This window comes from Xenorhabdus griffiniae, assembly GCF_037265215.1.
GTDB lineage: Bacteria > Pseudomonadota > Gammaproteobacteria > Enterobacterales > Enterobacteriaceae > Xenorhabdus > Xenorhabdus griffiniae.
In genome coordinates, this window is record NZ_CP147737.1 from 1,042,871 (window position 1) to 1,059,843 (window position 16,973).

The window sequence follows — 16,973 nt, forward strand, 5'->3', positions numbered from 1 at the left end:
AGTGATGACAAAAAAACCGCAACCTCTGGACGAAGAGGCTGCGGTTTTTTTAGAATAGCAAACGCGGTTATTTCACGCGAGAAACGTATTCGCCAGAACGAGTGTCAACTTTGATCACTTCGCCGATCTGGACAAACAGAGGAACTTTAACGACAGCGCCGGTGCTCAAGGTTGCAGGTTTACCGCCAGTACCAGCAGTATCACCTTTCAGGCCTGGATCAGTATCAACGATTTCCAGTTCAACAAAGTTTGGTGGAGTTACAGCGATAGGACGGCCATCCCACAGAGTCAGAATACATTCTGCCTGATCGATCAGCCATTTTGCATTGTCACCAACGGCTTTCTCATCCGCAGCCAACTGCTCGAAAGTCTCGTTATTCATGAAATGCCAGAATTCACCGTCGTTGTACAAATAAGTCAGGTTGACATCCATGACATCTGCACTTTCAGCAGAATCTGTTGATTTAAAAGTTTTTTCCAGCAGTTTACCAGAAATCAGCTTACGAATACGAACACGGGCAAATGCCTGCCCTTTACCTGGTTTAACAAATTCACTGTCAAGAATAGCGCACGGCTCGCCATCTAACATGATTTTAAGACCTGAACGGAATTCATTGGTACTATAAGTAGCCATGGAGATCCTCTAATTTTTAACAAAATGGCTTAGCCAAAAAATGGCACACATTATAACCCATATTCACCCCGTCAGAGAAGTCTGGCTACAACAACTCGCGGATGTTATTACTGATCCCAATGAGTTGTTGCAACTATTATCCTTAAACACACATACGAAGCTGCGAGAAGGCAATGAAGCAAAGCGCTTATTTCCTCTGCGTGTGCCAAGAGCATTTGTCACACGAATGAAAAAAGGCGATCCTCGTGATCCTCTTCTATTACAAGTCCTGACCTCACGGGAAGAGTTTGCTATATCCCCTGGTTTCACCCCTGATCCATTGGATGAACAACGCAGTGTTGTTCCAGGTCTATTGCATAAATATCACAATCGAGCCTTGCTATTGGTCAAAGGGGGCTGCGCGGTTAATTGTCGCTATTGTTTTCGCCGCCATTTCCCTTATGAGGATAATAAAGGCAATAAAAACAATTGGCTGCTTGCTTTGGATTATATTGAACAACACCCTGAGCTTGACGAAATTATCTTCTCTGGGGGTGATCCATTAATGGCTAAGGATCATGAACTGGACTGGTTGATCAGCCGTCTTGAATCTATCCCACACATTAAGCGGTTACGTATCCATACACGTTTACCGGTTGTGATCCCTGATCGTATAACGCTTTCATTGTGTAATCGTCTAGCACAAACTCGTTTGCAGGTCATCATGGTAACCCATATCAACCATGCAAATGAAATTGATAATGCGTTCCGCACAAGTATGATGCGACTAAAACAAGCTGGAGTGACACTGCTGAATCAAAGTGTGATGTTACGTGATGTCAATAATAATGCAGATACTTTGGCTGACTTAAGTAATGCACTCTTTGATGCGGGCATATTACCTTACTACATCCACGTTCTGGATAAAGTTCAAGGTGCTGCACATTTTCTCGTGGACGATGAAGAAGCAAAAGCTATCATGCGAGAATTATTAACTAAAGTATCCGGTTATCTGGTTCCAAGCCTGACCAGGGAAATTGGTGGAGAGCCAAGCAAAACTCCGCTGGATTTAGGGCTAGCACAAAACGAGTGATCGTTCCTATGCCAATCGATCACTGGATAGGCTAACGTTATTACCATTAACGCTCTTCTAAACGGGCAGTGCACAGAAACTAAATGTATACGCAAATCTTGCTGTTGCGAAACATTCTTTCTGGGCATTGCCCAAACCATTTTTTCACTAACCCCATTGATTAATGCCTAGGGACACTTGTAGACCTGACCAATCATTTTACTATCCAGGGGGACAAAACTTGCCAATAATCCCTCTGATGGACTATTGATGCCATAAATAACATTGCCACCCATGTCAGCCGCCTTATTACGTAAGTCATTGGCTGCACTACGCATAGAACTGCTCTCATTGCTAACGCCATTGAGCCAGTTGCTTTGAGTGCCAGTCACTTCACCTAACCGCTGGCATTCACTACCTGGTTGAGTATCCGCAAAATGCACATTAGCGCCAGCAGAGGTTAATTGATGAGTTGTTGTACAACCGGCCAACAATAATACTGACGCACCAAACAAAATTTTAATTCGCATAACTTCCCTTATTAGTGATAGGAACAATAAAAAGGCGAGCAAGTTTTCCCTGCTCGCCTTTAAAGGCTTATCCTAACAGATGGGCAATACCATCATCAGGATGAACAGCATTACATCATGCCGCCCATTCCACCCATACCGCCCATACCACCAGCAGCACCTAAGTCAGCTTTGTCATCTTTAGGCAGTTCAGTCACCATTGCTTCGGTAGTGATCATCAAACCAGCAATAGAAGCTGCGAATTGCAGTGCAGAACGGGTTACTTTAGTTGGATCCAGGATACCCATTTCGATCATATCGCCGTACTGTTCAGTTGCAGCGTTATAACCGTAGTTGTCTTTACCTGCTTTCACGTTGTTTACAACAACAGAAGGCTCTTCACCTGCGTTGTCTACGATCTGACGCATTGGTGCTTCCATCGCACGCAGTGCAACGCGAATACCAACGTTCTGATCTTCGTTGTCACCAGTCAGGTTAGAGATTGTGCTAGCAACACGAACCAGAGCAACACCACCACCAGCAACAACACCTTCTTCTACAGCCGCACGAGTTGCGTGCAGTGCATCGTCAACGCGAGCGCGTTTTTCTTTCATTTCAACTTCAGTTGCTGCACCTACTTTGATTACAGCAACACCGCCTGCCAGTTTAGCAACACGCTCTTGCAGTTTTTCACGGTCATAATCAGAAGTAGATTCTTCGATTTGCTGACGGATCTGAGTAACACGTGCAGCAATTGCGCTTTCTTCACCGACACCATCAATGATAGTTGTAGTGTCTTTGTTGATAACAACACGTTTTGCCTGGCCCAGATCTTCCAGAGTCGCTTTTTCCAGCTCCAGACCAATCTCTTCGGAGATAACAGTACCGTTAGTCAGGATAGCGATATCTTGCAGCATGGCTTTACGGCGATCACCAAAGCCAGGTGCTTTAACCGCAGCAACTTTCACGATACCACGCATGTTGTTAACAACCAGAGTTGCCAGCGCTTCACCTTCAACATCTTCAGCAATAATCATCAAAGGCTTGCTTGCCTTAGCGACGCCTTCCAGAACTGGCAGCAGTTCACGGATGTTGGAGATTTTTTTGTCAACCAGCAGGATGTATGGGTTTTCCAGTTCAACAGAACCCGCTTCTGGTTTGTTGATGAAATAAGGAGACAGGTAACCACGGTCGAACTGCATACCTTCAACAACATCCAGTTCGTCTTCCAGGCCAGTACCTTCTTCAACGGTGATTACACCTTCTTTACCGACTTTGTCCATCGCTTCTGCGATCAGTTTACCTACAGTTTCGTCGGAGTTTGCAGAGATAGTACCAACCTGTGCAATAGCAGTGGAATCAGAGCAAGGTACGGACAGTTTTTTCAGCTCCTCAACAGCGGAAACAACTGCTTTATCGATACCGCGTTTCAGATCCATTGGGTTCATGCCAGCAGCAACAGCTTTCAGACCTTCGGTGACGATAGCTTGAGCCAATACGGTTGCTGTAGTGGTACCATCACCTGCCGCATCATTAGCTTTAGAAGCGACTTCTTTAACCATCTGAGCACCCATGTTCTCGAATTTGTCTTCCAATTCGATTTCACGTGCTACAGATACACCGTCTTTAGTGATGACAGGCGCACCGAAAGATTTATCCAAAACTACATTACGGCCTTTAGGGCCCAGGGTCACTTTAACTGCATCAGCCAGTACATTCACACCGCGTAGCATTTTGCTGCGAGCATCATTACCAAATTTTACGTCTTTAGCTGCCATTGTGTCTTTCCTTTAAATTCGTTCAATTAAGAAGATCTAAGCGTAATAAGATTCTCAATTACGCTTCAACAATTGCCAGAATGTCGCTTTCAGACATGATCAATACTTCTTCATTATCGATCTTTTCTGTTTTAACGCCGTAACCTTCATTAAAAATAACGGTATCACCCACTTTTACGTCCAGCGCCTTCACTTCCCCATTTTCGAGAATGCGACCATTGCCGACTGCCAAAACTTTCCCACGGGTAGATTTGCCCGCAGCAGAGCCAGTCAAAACAATACCGCCAGCGGATTTTGATTCAACTTCTGTACGCTTAATGATAACGCGGTCATGTAATGGACGAATTTTCATTGATAGATCTCCTATAAATAAAGTCCATATCAGGTAAGAGGATTGATACCAGAACCCAACAGAACCAGTATCATGAAGCTACAAATTGGGGCTTGAGATCATGACTTCAAGGGTGGGTAACAAAAAAATTTTACTTTTTTCTTACTGTCTGAAATCTCAGCCAATGTAACGGCAATCATTTCTTATTGCGCTCACTGTCAGATTCACCACAATTTTTTTGGTCATCCGATATACGGGAAGCGTCATCTTGCCTGCGCTCATATTCTCCCTCAAAAGTCTGCCCGTTCTGCCCATAACCGCCATGATGATTACCGGAACCATAAAAAGTATTCGGGCGGTAAACCTTAATGTGAGGCAATAACTTCGCTGTCAGAAGTTTCTGTACGGGAGACAATAACAACAGTAATCCAAGAAAGTCGGTGAAGAAACCAGGCAATATCAGCAAGAATCCAGCGATGACCAGAGAAACACTTTTAACAGCTTCTTCCGCAGGACTCTCACCGGCTGCGAGTTTTTGCTGCATAGAGAGGAAATTCTTAATACCTTGATTACGCACCAGGGATACACCAAGACAAGACGTCAGGATAACCAATAACAGAGTCAACAAGACTCCAACTTCAGAGGCAATCCGAACAAACAGGACAGACTCGATGTAAACCAGAAGGCATATAAGGATAAGCGGGAGCCAACGCACGTGGTTCTCCTTTCATTATTATTGAGGGTTCACACTATTCGATCATTCACACTCTGTGTGACACCTAATATCGGGTTAGATCACATAATATGGTGTTAGATAACCTATGTGGGGATAATCGTGGCCGTTTTCAACACATCAAACTCTCAACTTTTTTCTCCCGTAATCGTGACCTTAGTCACACATATGTTATTTCATCAATAAAATAGCACTATAAAGTGATCCAGGTTCAAGGCATTTCTTACAAATCCACATATGATCGCGCCAGCAATTTCATGATAAGTGTCTAATATCAGGGAAATTGTTATTGGCAACATTATTTTTCAACAAACACGTAACAGAACAGTCAAAAAACGTATCCAATTTTAAGAAGGTTCTCATGTCAAACAACATTCGTATCGAAGAAGACCTGTTAGGTAAACGAGAAGTTCCTGCTGAAGCCTACTACGGTATTCACACTCTACGTGCGATTGAAAACTTTTATATCAGTGACCGTACCATCAACAATGTGCCTGAGTTCATCCGAGGCATGGTGATGGTGAAGAAAGCTGCGGCACTGGCAAATAAAGAACTCCATACTATTTCTGGAAAAGTGGCAGATATTATCGTCAAAGCATGTGATGAAGTTCTCATTAAAGGCAAATGTATGGATCAATTCCCTGTTGATGTCTTTCAGGGCGGCGCCGGTACTTCACTGAACATGAACACGAATGAGGTGCTGGCAAATATTGGCCTGGAGTTGATGGGACATCAAAAAGGTGAATATGAGTACCTGAACCCAAATGATCACCTAAACAGAAGCCAATCAACCAATGATGCTTACCCTACCGGCTTCCGAATTGCTGTTTATAATTCCCTGATGCACTTAATTGATTCCATTGAGTTGCTGAAAGAGGGTTTTGACAAAAAAGGCGTTGAATTCGATGACATCCTGAAAATGGGCCGTACCCAGTTGCAAGACGCGGTTCCCATGACTCTGGGCCAAGAATTCCGGGCTTTTTCTGTATTGTTGAAAGAAGAGATCAAAAACATCACTCGCACGGCAGAGCTGCTGCTAGAAGTAAACCTTGGCGCGACTGCTATCGGTACTGGCTTGAATACTGCACCAGGTTACCAAAAGCTGGTCGTTGAAAAATTGGCCGAAGTCACAGGATTGCCTTGCCAACCAGCAGAAGATTTGATAGAAGCCACCTCTGACTGTGGCGCTTACGTCATGGTTCACAGCGCGTTGAAGCGTCTGGCTGTTAAGCTGTCCAAGATTTGCAACGACTTGCGTCTGCTCTCTTCCGGCCCTCGTGCTGGCCTGAATGAAATTAACCTGCCAGAATTGCAGGCGGGTTCTTCTATCATGCCAGCGAAAGTTAACCCTGTGGTGCCAGAAGTTGTTAACCAAGTTTGCTTCAAAGTCATCGGTAATGATACCTGTGTCACTATGGCAGCAGAAGCAGGCCAATTACAGCTTAACGTCATGGAACCGGCGATTGGTCAGGCTATGTTTGAATCTATGTCTATCCTGAACAACGCCTGCCGTAATTTGGTGGAAAAATGCGTCAACGGCATTACTGCCAATAGAGATGTTTGCGAAAACTTCGTATTCAACTCCATCGGGATCGTGACTTATCTGAACCCCTTTATTGGTCACCACAATGGCGATATCGTGGGTAAGATCTGTGCTGAAACAGGCAAAAGTGTCCGTGAAGTTGTGCTTGAGCGCGGTTTACTGACCGAAGCTGAATTAGATGATATTTTCTCCGTTGAGAACCTAAAACATCCAACTTATAAAGCAAAACGTTTTGATGACTAATTAAATGATTATAATAACGAGTTCGTCTTAATTATTAAGGCACGCTATTCCAACCGGAAGCGTGCCTTTTTAATTTTCTGCAAACACAAATTATTAACCATAGATTTTCATAATACTAAATAAATGAAGGAGTATTTAACATGTTAGCCGTAGAATTGGTTATTGTTCTGCTGGCCATTTTTTTGGGGGCACGATTAGGGGGAATAGGTATTGGTTTTGCTGGTGGGATTGGTGTTCTCGTCCTCGCCGCCATCGGTGTTAAACCAGGCAGTATTCCATTTGACGTTATTTCAATTATCATGGCCGTCATTGCTGCGATATCAGCCATGCAAGTGGCGGGAGGACTAGATTATCTCGTTCAGCAAACTGAAAAATTACTGCGCAAGAATCCCAAATACATCACAGTTCTGGCACCTATCGTCACTTATTTTCTGACGCTATTTGCAGGTACGGGGAACATCTCACTGGCAACATTACCTGTTATTACAGAAGTTGCCAAAGAGCAAGGCATAAAACCATGCCGTCCACTCTCTACTGCCGTTGTCGCTGCTCAAATCGGGATCACTGCTTCACCTATTTCTGCGGCGGTTGTTTACATGGCATCGATTATGGAAGGGCAAGGCATCAGCTATATCCACCTGTTAATGGTATTACTGCCTTCAACATTTTGTGCCATCATCCTTATGTCATTCATTATTTCATGGCTGTTTGATGCCAAATTGTCGAATGATCCTGTTTACCAAAAACGTCTTGAAGATGGCTTGATAGAAATGCGTGGTGCCAGCCAGATTCAAATCAAACCCAAAGCAAAATGCTCTGTTCTGTTGTTCCTGTTCGGTGTTGTCGGTGTTGTCATTTATGCGATTATTAATAGTCCAAGTGTCGGTCTGGTTGCAAAACCTCTAATGAACACCACCAATGCGATTTTGATCATCATGCTCAGTGTCGCTACGCTCACCACTATTATTTGCTCCGTCGATACTGATGCCATCCTGAACTCAAGCACTTTCAAAGCAGGTATGAGCGCATGTATCTGTATCTTAGGAGTTGCATGGTTAGGCGATACATTTGTTCAAGCGAACATAGACTGGATCAAAGAAACCGCGGGTAGTTTGATTCATGCCCAACCCTGGTTACTGGCAGTCATCTTCTTCTTCTGTTCAGCATTACTCTATTCACAAGCAGCAACAGCTAAGGCATTAATGCCAATGGCTCTGGCTCTGAATGTTACGCCATTAACGGCGATCGCTTCTTTCTCCGCAGTGTCTGGTTTGTTTATCCTGCCAACTTATCCGACACTGGTTGCAGCCGTACAGATGGATGATACCGGAACCACCCGTATCGGACGTTTTGTTTTCAACCATCCATTCTTTATTCCGGGTACTCTTGCCGTTGTAATAGCCGTCACATTCGGTTTTCTGTTTGGTGGTATTATCTTGTAGCTTCACAATTTCGATTATTTGGCATTATTATTTCAGGGGCGTGCCAGCCCCTGAAATCTTCCTGACACATCTTTTCCTGTAAAAAACTCTGCATTGTCTTAATATTAGGAATCAAACCCACGATACAGGCAGGCTAAAGACTATCTTATGATGAAACGTATTCTTATGTTGCTTCTACTGTTCAGCAGTATCGCTCTGTCACCTAACAACGCTAGCGCACTGTTTGAACAACCAGGGAAAAGCCTCTACCTTCCTGCTGATCAGGCATTCATGTTCGATTTTCAGCAACAAGGAAATAAACTCACGCTGAACTGGGATATTCAACCTGGTTATTACCTTTATCGAAAACAGTTCAATATCATTCCCAATCAAGAAGTATCATTGGGTGAAATTTCATACGCCAAAGGCGTCGATCATGAAGATGAGTTTTTTGGTAAGACAGAAGTCTATTTTCAATCGGCACGGATTGATATTCCCATTCTGTCTGCCACCAACAACGGCTCTCTCCAGATTACATACCAAGGATGTGCAGAAGCAGGTTATTGTTATCCGCCTGAAACCTTAAGCGTACCATTGCAAGCCGTTGCTGCTTCTCCATCAGGCAATAAAACCACGCCCCCCACCAACATAACTACAAATAAAGAAGACTCCTTACAAGCACCTCTGCAACAGGGAGATATACCATCCGAGTCCCACGATGTGCCATTTTCGCCACTCTGGGCGTTATTAATTGGCATTGGTATTGCTTTTACTCCCTGCATACTGCCCATGTATCCGCTGATTTCCAGCATTATTTTGGGCCAAAAACGTCCTGAAAGCCTGAAACGGATCTTTTGGCTCGCCATGAGTTACGTTCAGGGAATGGCGCTCACTTACACAATACTTGGCTTAATCGTCGCGGCGGCTGGCTTGCAATTTCAGGCTGCCCTACAAAATCCTTACATTCTCGTAGGGCTGTCAGTGCTGTTTATTTTGCTCGCCTTATCAATGTTTGGGCTATATACATTACAACTTCCTTCTTCGCTCCAAACTCGCCTCGTGGATTGGAGCAACCAGCAACAAAGCGGCTCTTACATTGGAGTATTTGTGATGGGAGCCTTAGCCGGTTTAATCGCCTCTCCCTGCACTACCGCACCACTCAGTGCCATTTTGCTTTATATCGCCCAAAGCGGTAATACGTTAGTCAGCGGCTTAACATTGTACCTCTACGCATTGGGAATGGGCTTACCGCTTATCGCCGTCACACTATTTGGTCACAAACTCCTGCCACGCAGCGGCCCGTGGATGCAATACGTTAAAGAAGCCTTCGGATTTATCATATTGGCCCTGCCAGTTTTCCTGCTGGAACGTGTACTGGGTGACACATGGGGCATAAGATTGTGGAGCCTATTGGCTGTTTCTTTCCTTGGTTGGGCATTCGCATTAACCTTAAACAGCAAAAACGGCTGGGTACGGACCTTACAAGTTATCTTACTCGCTTTGGCACTCATTGCTTCACGCCCTTTACAAGATTGGGTATGGGGAAGTCCTGCAGCAGAACAACAAAAAGTTACTTTACAGTTTCAACAAGTCTCTGATTGGCAAGAGTTAAGTCAAATTTTGGCGGAAAATCATCATAGACCGATTATGTTGGATCTCTATGCTAACTGGTGTGTCGCCTGCAAGGAGTTTGAAAAATATACTTTCAGTGATCCAAAAGTACAGGCACAATTAAGCCAATTCCTCTTGTTACAGGCAGATGTCACGGATAACACCCCAAAACAAAAAGAATTGTTGCAAAAACTGCAAGTGCTGGGACTCCCCACTATCTTATTTTTCGATAAGGGAACAGAGCTAACCGATGAGCGAATCAATGGATTCATGGATGCTCAGCGTTTTAATCAGCATGTACAGCAATTACAACATCGACAACAAAAATAATCTGGAAGGAGAGCCACCGTGCAACGTGAATATGTGCTTAGCCATGTCCTGAACTTATTAGAGCAACATGGCCTGTCAGCGACACTAGAGACGCTTTTAGCCTCTATCGATATTGATATCAACCATATAAAACATTTTTGGCCTGATCGTGAAGCCTTACTCTACGACTGCCTGCGCCATCACAGCCAGCAAATTGAAATCTGGCAGCGCCAAACTCTATTGGATGAAGGCCTAAGCCCTGAGCAAAAATTACTGGCACGCTACGACGCTCTCAAAGAAAAAGTACAAGAACAGCGTTATCCTGGCTGCCTGTTTATTGCTGCTTGCAGCGCATTTCCTGACGCCAACCATCCAATCCACCAATTAGCAGAATTACAAAAACAGAACTCTTTCCATTACACGGAAGAATTATTACAACAACTTGATATTGACGACAGCAAGCAAGTCGCTCAACAGATGGAACTTATCCTTGAGGGGTGTCTGAGTAAGCTATTAGTGAAAAGAGATTTTGAAGATGTGATCACTGCGAAAATTCTGGCTCAAGATATTCTAACCATCGCAAAATGCCGAAAAAATGGGGCGTTAAGTTAATAAAAAACGGCATTAGCTGAATAACCACACTGAATTGGTATAAAAATAAGGCAACCAATCAATTTTTATCGTTTTTTTGCAGAAAGTGTTTGACGGATTGGGCTGAATACGGTTTAATGCGCCCCGTTAGCCCGGATAGCTCAGTCGGTAGAGCAGGGGATTGAAAATCCCCGTGTCGGTGGTTCGATTCCGCCTCCGGGCACCAAATTTCCTAACCTGAACGTTGAAAGTGAGAAACTCAACGAGCAGTAAAACTTCTGGAAACTGGATTTCAATCATGCTTAGTTGGTAGTTGAACGCATGGTTGAATGTAAGTTTCAAAGAGGAATGCATGTTGCATCATGCAATCCTCTTCTCGTCTATTTTTATACATAGAGTTGGACTATTCGTCAACTCTATGTAAATTTTTTTTAATTTTTCTGCCTATCTCATCACAGTCAAGCGTTTATGTTCCCCACCTAACCCCATGCCTAGGTAGGTAGATAGCTCATTCTCTAGCATGTGAAGAGTGTTATGAATATCTTGGCCTATATATTCCATCGTAGAAGACAAACTTCGATGCCCCAACACATTCTTTGTCAAATGCATATTACGGTCAGGGCTACGCATTAATGTGGTTGCTAACGTATGACGAAAGCGGTGTGGGCTAACTGGAAAACCACATTCCGTAGAAAAACGCCGAAAGAATGATTTCACAGGTTGGCTATCAATCATTTTTGCTCTATCTACTTCTCTATCTGATAACCGATGTACATTGAAAAATATGTCATTAGGAGTAGCTCCTCTTAATACCATTTCATTTAACAAATTTTGCAATAGTGGTTTCAGTGGGCTTAATAAAGCTACTTGGTGCTCACAATGGTTTTTACTACTTTCGCTCCGTAAGAAAATGGCATTTTCTTCAAAATCAATATCTTTGATCCGAATATGAACTAATTGGTTTAAACGTATACCCGTTAATCTAAATGTTTCCATTACAACAATCCAAAATCGTGTCGGGTATAATGCACAACAGCGATAAGTAGCTTGCTGTGCTGATAATTCCTTCTCTAGTTGCGTAAACCTTTCAAAAACACGATACATAGTACGAAGCTGTGCTTCTGTAAAAACTTTCTTCCTTTTTATCCCTGGTTCAACCTGGCTATCAAAAAACGGGTTATCTTTACTTGTTTCAGATAACAAACCTTTTTTTATCCAAAAGCTATATAGCACTTGCATATGTCTAGCTTTTGTATTCCAAGTTCTTTCTGCCACACCTCTAATATTTAACTCATGCCTACGCCAACGCAAAACATGTTTATGAGTTACTTCTTCTGTGTTTATTTGTATATTTTCTATTCCCCTTAAATACTTAAGAAATAGTCTAACCACCTTACGATACGTTTTTTCTGTATCTGGGCGCAGAACCTTTGAGTAAAAATACTCATCCAATAGCTCATACCAAATAGGATCATCTTTTTCTTGCTTTAAAGACATTTGTTTTTTCATAAGGAATACTTCCATATTCTTTTTTGTTCAATAATTTTCTTAGTATCATTCTGAGGAAAAATCGACGAAGAGACTGTCTGAAGGGGTGAATTTAGAAAAAATCAAACTCATCTTCACTAAATATCCGCTAGCACGTAAAAATTTATTATTTTTACACACTTCCTCTGTAACAGGAACTGGATATATTTTGCATGTGTAATGGCGTTTTCTTTTGTTTCCCTTCTTTTCGACTCTATGCACATTCAATGACTCGAATGCAGATAATAATTGCTTATGATCGATTTCTAATTCTGGGTGTTGGCGCAAAAAAAGAAAAAAGATTGCTGGGGTTTGTAAAAATACAAACCCTGCAACGCAATGTACTTTTGCGCTAGCAGTGTTGTACTCAATTTTTTCAGCCTGCAACCCTTGTTTAAGCCATTGCCAAAATTTGACCTTCAATGGTTCATTTTTTCCTTGTTCTTGTCCGTCCATCCTTATGTGTGCTTCCTCTGTGTCCTTTTCCTCTCTCCTTTTAAGAAACACATTTTCTTCTATAATTTCAACTGATTTATTTTCAGCAAGTGAATTATTTCTAATTTTACTTCCACCATTGAGTAATTCATGCTCAACATGTTGATTTTTCAAACTATTTAATGGTGAACTATCAACACAGTTGTCTTGCTCTTTTTGTGCTACTTCTTCTTCTTTTATGTCTAAAAGCGACATTGCTGTTTTTAAATCATCACTAATAGCTTCTTTTGTGTTCACTACAAAAGCAGTTTCTGATAGTTCCTCTTTTTGGGACGTAGTTTCACTAAATGCACTTTTTAGTGACACTATATCTAAACTCTGCGTTTCTTCTTGAATTTCTTTTGCATCACTCTGTGTGTATATTGCAGATTGGGTTGGAGGTATAATGCTAATATTTTCAGTTGGTTCTAAAACAGAATTATTAATATTTTTTCCTATAACATCATTTGGATCCTCCTTTAATCTTAGGAAGTCTTCACTAATATTTGGTAACTTATTTACAGCTTCATCTATCAAATTACTAACATCTCTTCCACCTTCCCATTTTCCTACCATACAGTGCATTAAAGCTTGTAGTGCCACAGGAGTTTCACTCAACCAGTAAATAACTTTTTCTGGTAACAGTGTATAGCTCATTAATGCACCTGAGACAGAACGTAATTCCTCTAAATTTGAACTATTAGGCTTGGATCTAAATCGGTAGGCTTTATTTGGTGTCACTATTCCAGGCATCCAGCACGTTTGATCTATATACTCTCCATCAAATTGTCCCATCAACGGTAACCAATGAAACATTGATGCATAAAAGACTACCGCGTTCCAAGCGCTGCTTTGACTGGATTGTTCTTCCGGTAATGCTCCGGTTGGCAACAATTTTTTTTTTGATAGTCTGATTGAATAGACCATGGTAAGCAATGTAAGGTCAAGCAGCCCTCCTTCCAGAGCAAAAATTCCCCGATTAAACGCTGGCAAGTTCTGAATTCGTTCCGCGCAATGCTGAAGAGGGAATAAAAAAAATTCTTGATATTGTGCTTTTGATAGAGAAGCATTTTCCCAAAGTTGCTGTAAGCAATTCTTACGTAATGTAGTATTAAACAAGTCACATGATTTTTTAGGCAGAAAATAACCATCTGGTGCAACGGATATCTCGCTTTTAGATTTGTTTCCCCCCGAAACATCGAAACTACTATTACGATCTAACCACTTTTTAAATATCTTCATATAAATCTTCCGGTAATTTCAGTAAAACATTAAACACACTTTCCATTATTTTTTAGGTAAAAAATAACCATCTGATGTAACGGATATCTCGCTTTTAGATTTGTTTCCCCCCGAAACACCGAAACTATTATTCGATTTTTAAACATCTTTGCATAAGTCTTCTGATTATTTCAGTAAAACATTAGATACATTCTGATCAACTAAATTTTCTTCTGTTGAATTATTTCCGTTCTCAAGTACGCTTTGAATAATATCGTTAATCATAAGTTTTTTACGAGCGCGAGTTGCAGCAACATAAAGTAAATTTATTTCATCTCTTCTAGACAGTTCTGTTAATTTAGGATCAAATAAGTCAGGGAAATCATTATTTAATTCAACAAATTCCCATTCTAATCCCTTAGCTCTATGTGCCGTTGAAACCGTTATATTCGCGTTACTTTCATTAGTTATCGCAAATTTACGCATTATTTCTAAATTTTGGGGTAACGGAAAATATCGTTCTAACAGGTTGATAGATTGTATCATTTCAACATCTTGCGTGGCCCTGGCTATTCGGCAATATTCATCATAATTTTTGTAGTCCCGCATTAAACGAGGCTGTTGTACTTTTTGTGGCATATCTACCGAGAACCAATACAGATCTTCTAGCTCTTCAGTTCGATAAGCTTCAATCCCTCCAACCCAATATACTGATCTTTTTTCTTTTGCTGCGCCTAGTGCTATATCAATTACACCTGCCACCGTCCGACTCAATACTGTTTTATGAGGTACATCAAATTGTTGTGGTGACAAAACTTCATCTTCTTCTCCTAACCCAATAACTTGGCGAGTTTCACCATCCAAGGCAAGTAATGCATTCGCTATCCCAGCAACATGCGGGCCAAAACGAAAGCTATTTGTCAACCATAAGCGATCAACACCGACTAATTGTGGCGCATCCAGAGCGTTATCTGCTCCTCGAAAACGGTAAATTTGTTGATGCTTATCACCAACCAAGACTACATTTGTGTGCTGATTCAAAACAATTGCATGAGTGACGGGGTTGGCATCTTGGGCTTCATCAAACAAGATCGTTTGATAATGGCGAGATAAATCAGGTTGTGATAATTGATAAAGCTTCAAATAAGTATCATGTGTAATCGGAAAGGAATCATTCAAATTTTTCATCAAATTCCAAACATGCTCTGATCTTTGAATTATTTTAATTGGGTCGATGCCTTCTACTGCCTCTTCATCTGGGCAATGAATTAATTTTATTTTTCCATCAGCACTGGATAGAAAACGATTTAACGTACTTTGGACCCGATGAACTAATGACCAATGACGAGTATTTAAAGCCCGTGCAATATCTGTAATACGTAGTTGATTAACCAGCCTATGCTTGTAATGACGACCTTGGGTTGACCAGGCTAATTGGTGTGAGGTTTTACATTCAACATTAAAAGGAAACTTACGTTCTGCTTCTTCTCTTACGGCACGATTAAAAGCCAAGTAGAGCATCGATACTTTAGGATTAGCTAACGCATAATTTACTAATGTAGATGTTTTCCCTGTTCCCGCAAATGCATTTACTACTAATTTTGAACCATTCCATTCTACCACCGCTTTCTGTTCATCCGTCAGTGTAAGCATGAATAGTGCCTCTATTTAAAATAGCCACATTAATTTACGGTAATAATTAAAAACGCGGGGACTTAAGTACAGTAAAAATTCTTTTTCCGTATTGATAAAAAAACGCCTCCGAAGAGGCGTTCAGTAAAAATATCTCGAAGAAGAATTTTTATTTTTTAATAAGAAACTGATATTTTCGATATATCTATCGGTATTCCTATCTTATTAAAAGTTTCTGCGGGAGACAGACCTTGTTTAATAAAACTTTTTACTGTTTCATCATCATTTAAAACTGTATCACTTAATGTCATACCAACATGTTGCACTAACAACATATGCGCCAGCAATTTGAAGCGAATAATGTCATATCGCATATATTCCCTCTATGCTACGCTACTTTTGTATTATGAGATGTCCGCAAATTTAACAAATATTCACTTGCTTCCCTGGCTTGTTTACAGGCTCTAAAAAGAGCTTTTTTATCCTTTTTTAAAATAGATAACCAGTGTTCAATATAACTTTCATGGTTAACTTCACCGAGCACTTCCAATTGAGCACAGAGAAAAGCACTTCCCATTTCAGCTACCAATTCTTCAAAAGAATATACAGGATCACCAAATTTTCGATTTCTACTTGTTATTCCCTCACGATTCAATCGGCTTGTATGACCGGTGCTATGTACCATTTCATGTAGCAGCGTAGACCAATAGTCAGCTTCCGTACTAAACTGCTCCACAAGAGGCATTACTATACGATCAGCAATTGTTCTATAGTAGGCTCTATTTTGCGGTGCTGAAGTCATCTTTACACCAGTAGCATCCAATATTGTGAATACTTCATTTCTGATTCTAGGTGAAAGAGTTTCTTGTTTATTTTTCGATACTTGCTCATCTTCTTGTGATAGATGTTCTGGCAACCCATCACACTGAGTGACATTGAATAGCCAATTGTCCTTCAACATGCTACACCGTTTCATCAGAGGCTGCCCTTCGTTGTCAAACAATAAATCGTTATTTTCATCCCTAGCCTGGGTTTCATACGGTTTATATATTACAGTAAGAGTAGCTCGCTCTCCTTTACGAACCTGTCCCCCTAACTGCTGAGCTTGACGATACGTTAACCAACGGTTGGTATTAGCTCCCATTTCTTCCGCAGACATCCACAACAATAATATATTCACACCATTGTAATGGTTCCCTGTCATTGCATTGGTAGGTAACATATCCCCAAACTGTTTAGTCGCAGAACGCCAGGGCCTTTTCCACGGAGCCGTGCCTTTTTCCAATGCACTAATAATTCTATCAGTCACCTGTTGATAGATGTCCTTTTTTGCGTCATTTTGCTCTTTCATAAGGAGTACTCCTA

15 protein-coding genes and 1 tRNA gene are annotated in these 16,973 nt (G+C 41.5%); 6 read left to right on the forward strand and 10 right to left on the reverse strand.

Annotation, left to right across the window (positions count from 1 at the left end):
• Window positions 1-67: 67 nt before the first annotated feature.
• Window positions 68-634, reverse strand: a complete 567-nt coding sequence (efp, locus tag WDV75_RS04600) for an elongation factor P (RefSeq protein WP_189758276.1) — start codon at window positions 632-634, stop codon at window positions 68-70.
• Between the two features lie 40 nt (window positions 635-674).
• Here efp and epmB point away from each other — a divergent pair, with 40 nt between their 5' ends.
• Window positions 675-1,706, forward strand: coding sequence for an EF-P beta-lysylation protein EpmB (gene epmB, locus WDV75_RS04605; RefSeq protein WP_273558095.1), 1,032 nt, complete (start codon window positions 675-677; stop codon window positions 1,704-1,706).
• A gap of 167 nt (window positions 1,707-1,873) precedes the next feature.
• Here epmB and WDV75_RS04610 read toward each other — a convergent pair whose 3' ends face one another.
• From WDV75_RS04610 to WDV75_RS04625, 4 genes are all read right to left on the reverse strand, one after another.
• The gene (locus tag WDV75_RS04610; protein WP_189758274.1) at window positions 1,874-2,215 is read right to left on the reverse strand and encodes a DUF4156 domain-containing protein; all 342 of its coding nucleotides are present in this window, start codon (window positions 2,213-2,215) and stop codon (window positions 1,874-1,876) included.
• Window positions 2,216-2,325: 110 nt separating this feature from the next.
• Window positions 2,326-3,972, reverse strand: a complete 1,647-nt coding sequence (gene groL / locus WDV75_RS04615; protein ID WP_273558096.1) for a chaperonin GroEL — start codon at window positions 3,970-3,972, stop codon at window positions 2,326-2,328.
• Window positions 3,973-4,030: 58 nt separating this feature from the next.
• Entirely contained in the window at window positions 4,031-4,324 is a 294-nt protein-coding gene (locus WDV75_RS04620) for a co-chaperone GroES (RefSeq protein ID WP_074020370.1), read from the reverse strand.
• A gap of 175 nt (window positions 4,325-4,499) precedes the next feature.
• The gene (locus WDV75_RS04625) at window positions 4,500-5,018 is read right to left on the reverse strand and encodes an FxsA family protein (protein WP_189758272.1); all 519 of its coding nucleotides are present in this window, start codon (window positions 5,016-5,018) and stop codon (window positions 4,500-4,502) included.
• Window positions 5,019-5,397: 379 nt separating this feature from the next.
• On the opposite strand from WDV75_RS04625, the gene aspA reads away from it, so the two are divergent.
• The 5 genes from aspA (at window position 5,398) to WDV75_RS04650 (ending at window position 10,980) form a co-directional block, all read left to right on the forward strand.
• Entirely contained in the window at window positions 5,398-6,822 is a 1,425-nt protein-coding gene (aspA, locus tag WDV75_RS04630) for an aspartate ammonia-lyase (RefSeq protein WP_273558097.1), read from the forward strand.
• Window positions 6,823-6,962: 140 nt separating this feature from the next.
• Complete coding sequence (locus WDV75_RS04635) at window positions 6,963-8,264, forward strand: anaerobic C4-dicarboxylate transporter (protein ID WP_273558098.1); 1,302 nt, start codon at window positions 6,963-6,965, stop codon at window positions 8,262-8,264.
• 147 nt (window positions 8,265-8,411) lie between these two features.
• Window positions 8,412-10,184 (forward strand): protein-disulfide reductase DsbD, encoded by a 1,773-nt coding sequence (locus tag WDV75_RS04640; RefSeq protein WP_273558099.1) that lies wholly within the window; start codon window positions 8,412-8,414, stop codon window positions 10,182-10,184.
• 18 nt (window positions 10,185-10,202) lie between these two features.
• Window positions 10,203-10,775 carry a division control transcriptional repressor DicD gene (gene dicD, locus WDV75_RS04645; protein WP_273558100.1) on the forward strand — a complete coding sequence of 191 codons (573 nt, stop codon included), beginning with the start codon at window positions 10,203-10,205 and terminating at the stop codon, window positions 10,773-10,775.
• A 129-nt stretch (window positions 10,776-10,904) separates the two neighbouring features.
• Window positions 10,905-10,980, forward strand: a tRNA-Phe gene (locus tag WDV75_RS04650).
• A gap of 218 nt (window positions 10,981-11,198) precedes the next feature.
• Here WDV75_RS04650 and WDV75_RS04655 read toward each other — a convergent pair.
• The 5 genes from WDV75_RS04655 to WDV75_RS04675 all read right to left on the reverse strand — a co-directional run bounded on the left by WDV75_RS04655 (window position 11,199) and on the right by WDV75_RS04675 (window position 16,959).
• Window positions 11,199-12,263, reverse strand: a complete 1,065-nt coding sequence (locus WDV75_RS04655; protein WP_273558101.1) for a tyrosine-type recombinase/integrase — start codon at window positions 12,261-12,263, stop codon at window positions 11,199-11,201.
• 45 nt (window positions 12,264-12,308) lie between these two features.
• A complete protein-coding gene (locus WDV75_RS04660) occupies window positions 12,309-13,997 on the reverse strand; it encodes a TraI domain-containing protein (RefSeq protein ID WP_273558102.1) in 1,689 nt (562 codons plus the stop codon).
• 165 nt (window positions 13,998-14,162) lie between these two features.
• The gene (locus tag WDV75_RS04665; RefSeq protein ID WP_273558103.1) at window positions 14,163-15,629 is read right to left on the reverse strand and encodes a UvrD-helicase domain-containing protein; all 1,467 of its coding nucleotides are present in this window, start codon (window positions 15,627-15,629) and stop codon (window positions 14,163-14,165) included.
• A 155-nt stretch (window positions 15,630-15,784) separates the two neighbouring features.
• Complete coding sequence (locus tag WDV75_RS04670; protein ID WP_273558104.1) at window positions 15,785-15,982, reverse strand: hypothetical protein; 198 nt, start codon at window positions 15,980-15,982, stop codon at window positions 15,785-15,787.
• A 14-nt stretch (window positions 15,983-15,996) separates the two neighbouring features.
• Window positions 15,997-16,959, reverse strand: a complete 963-nt coding sequence (locus WDV75_RS04675) for an ArdC family protein (RefSeq protein ID WP_273558105.1) — start codon at window positions 16,957-16,959, stop codon at window positions 15,997-15,999.
• Between the last annotated feature and the right edge of the window lie 14 nt (window positions 16,960-16,973).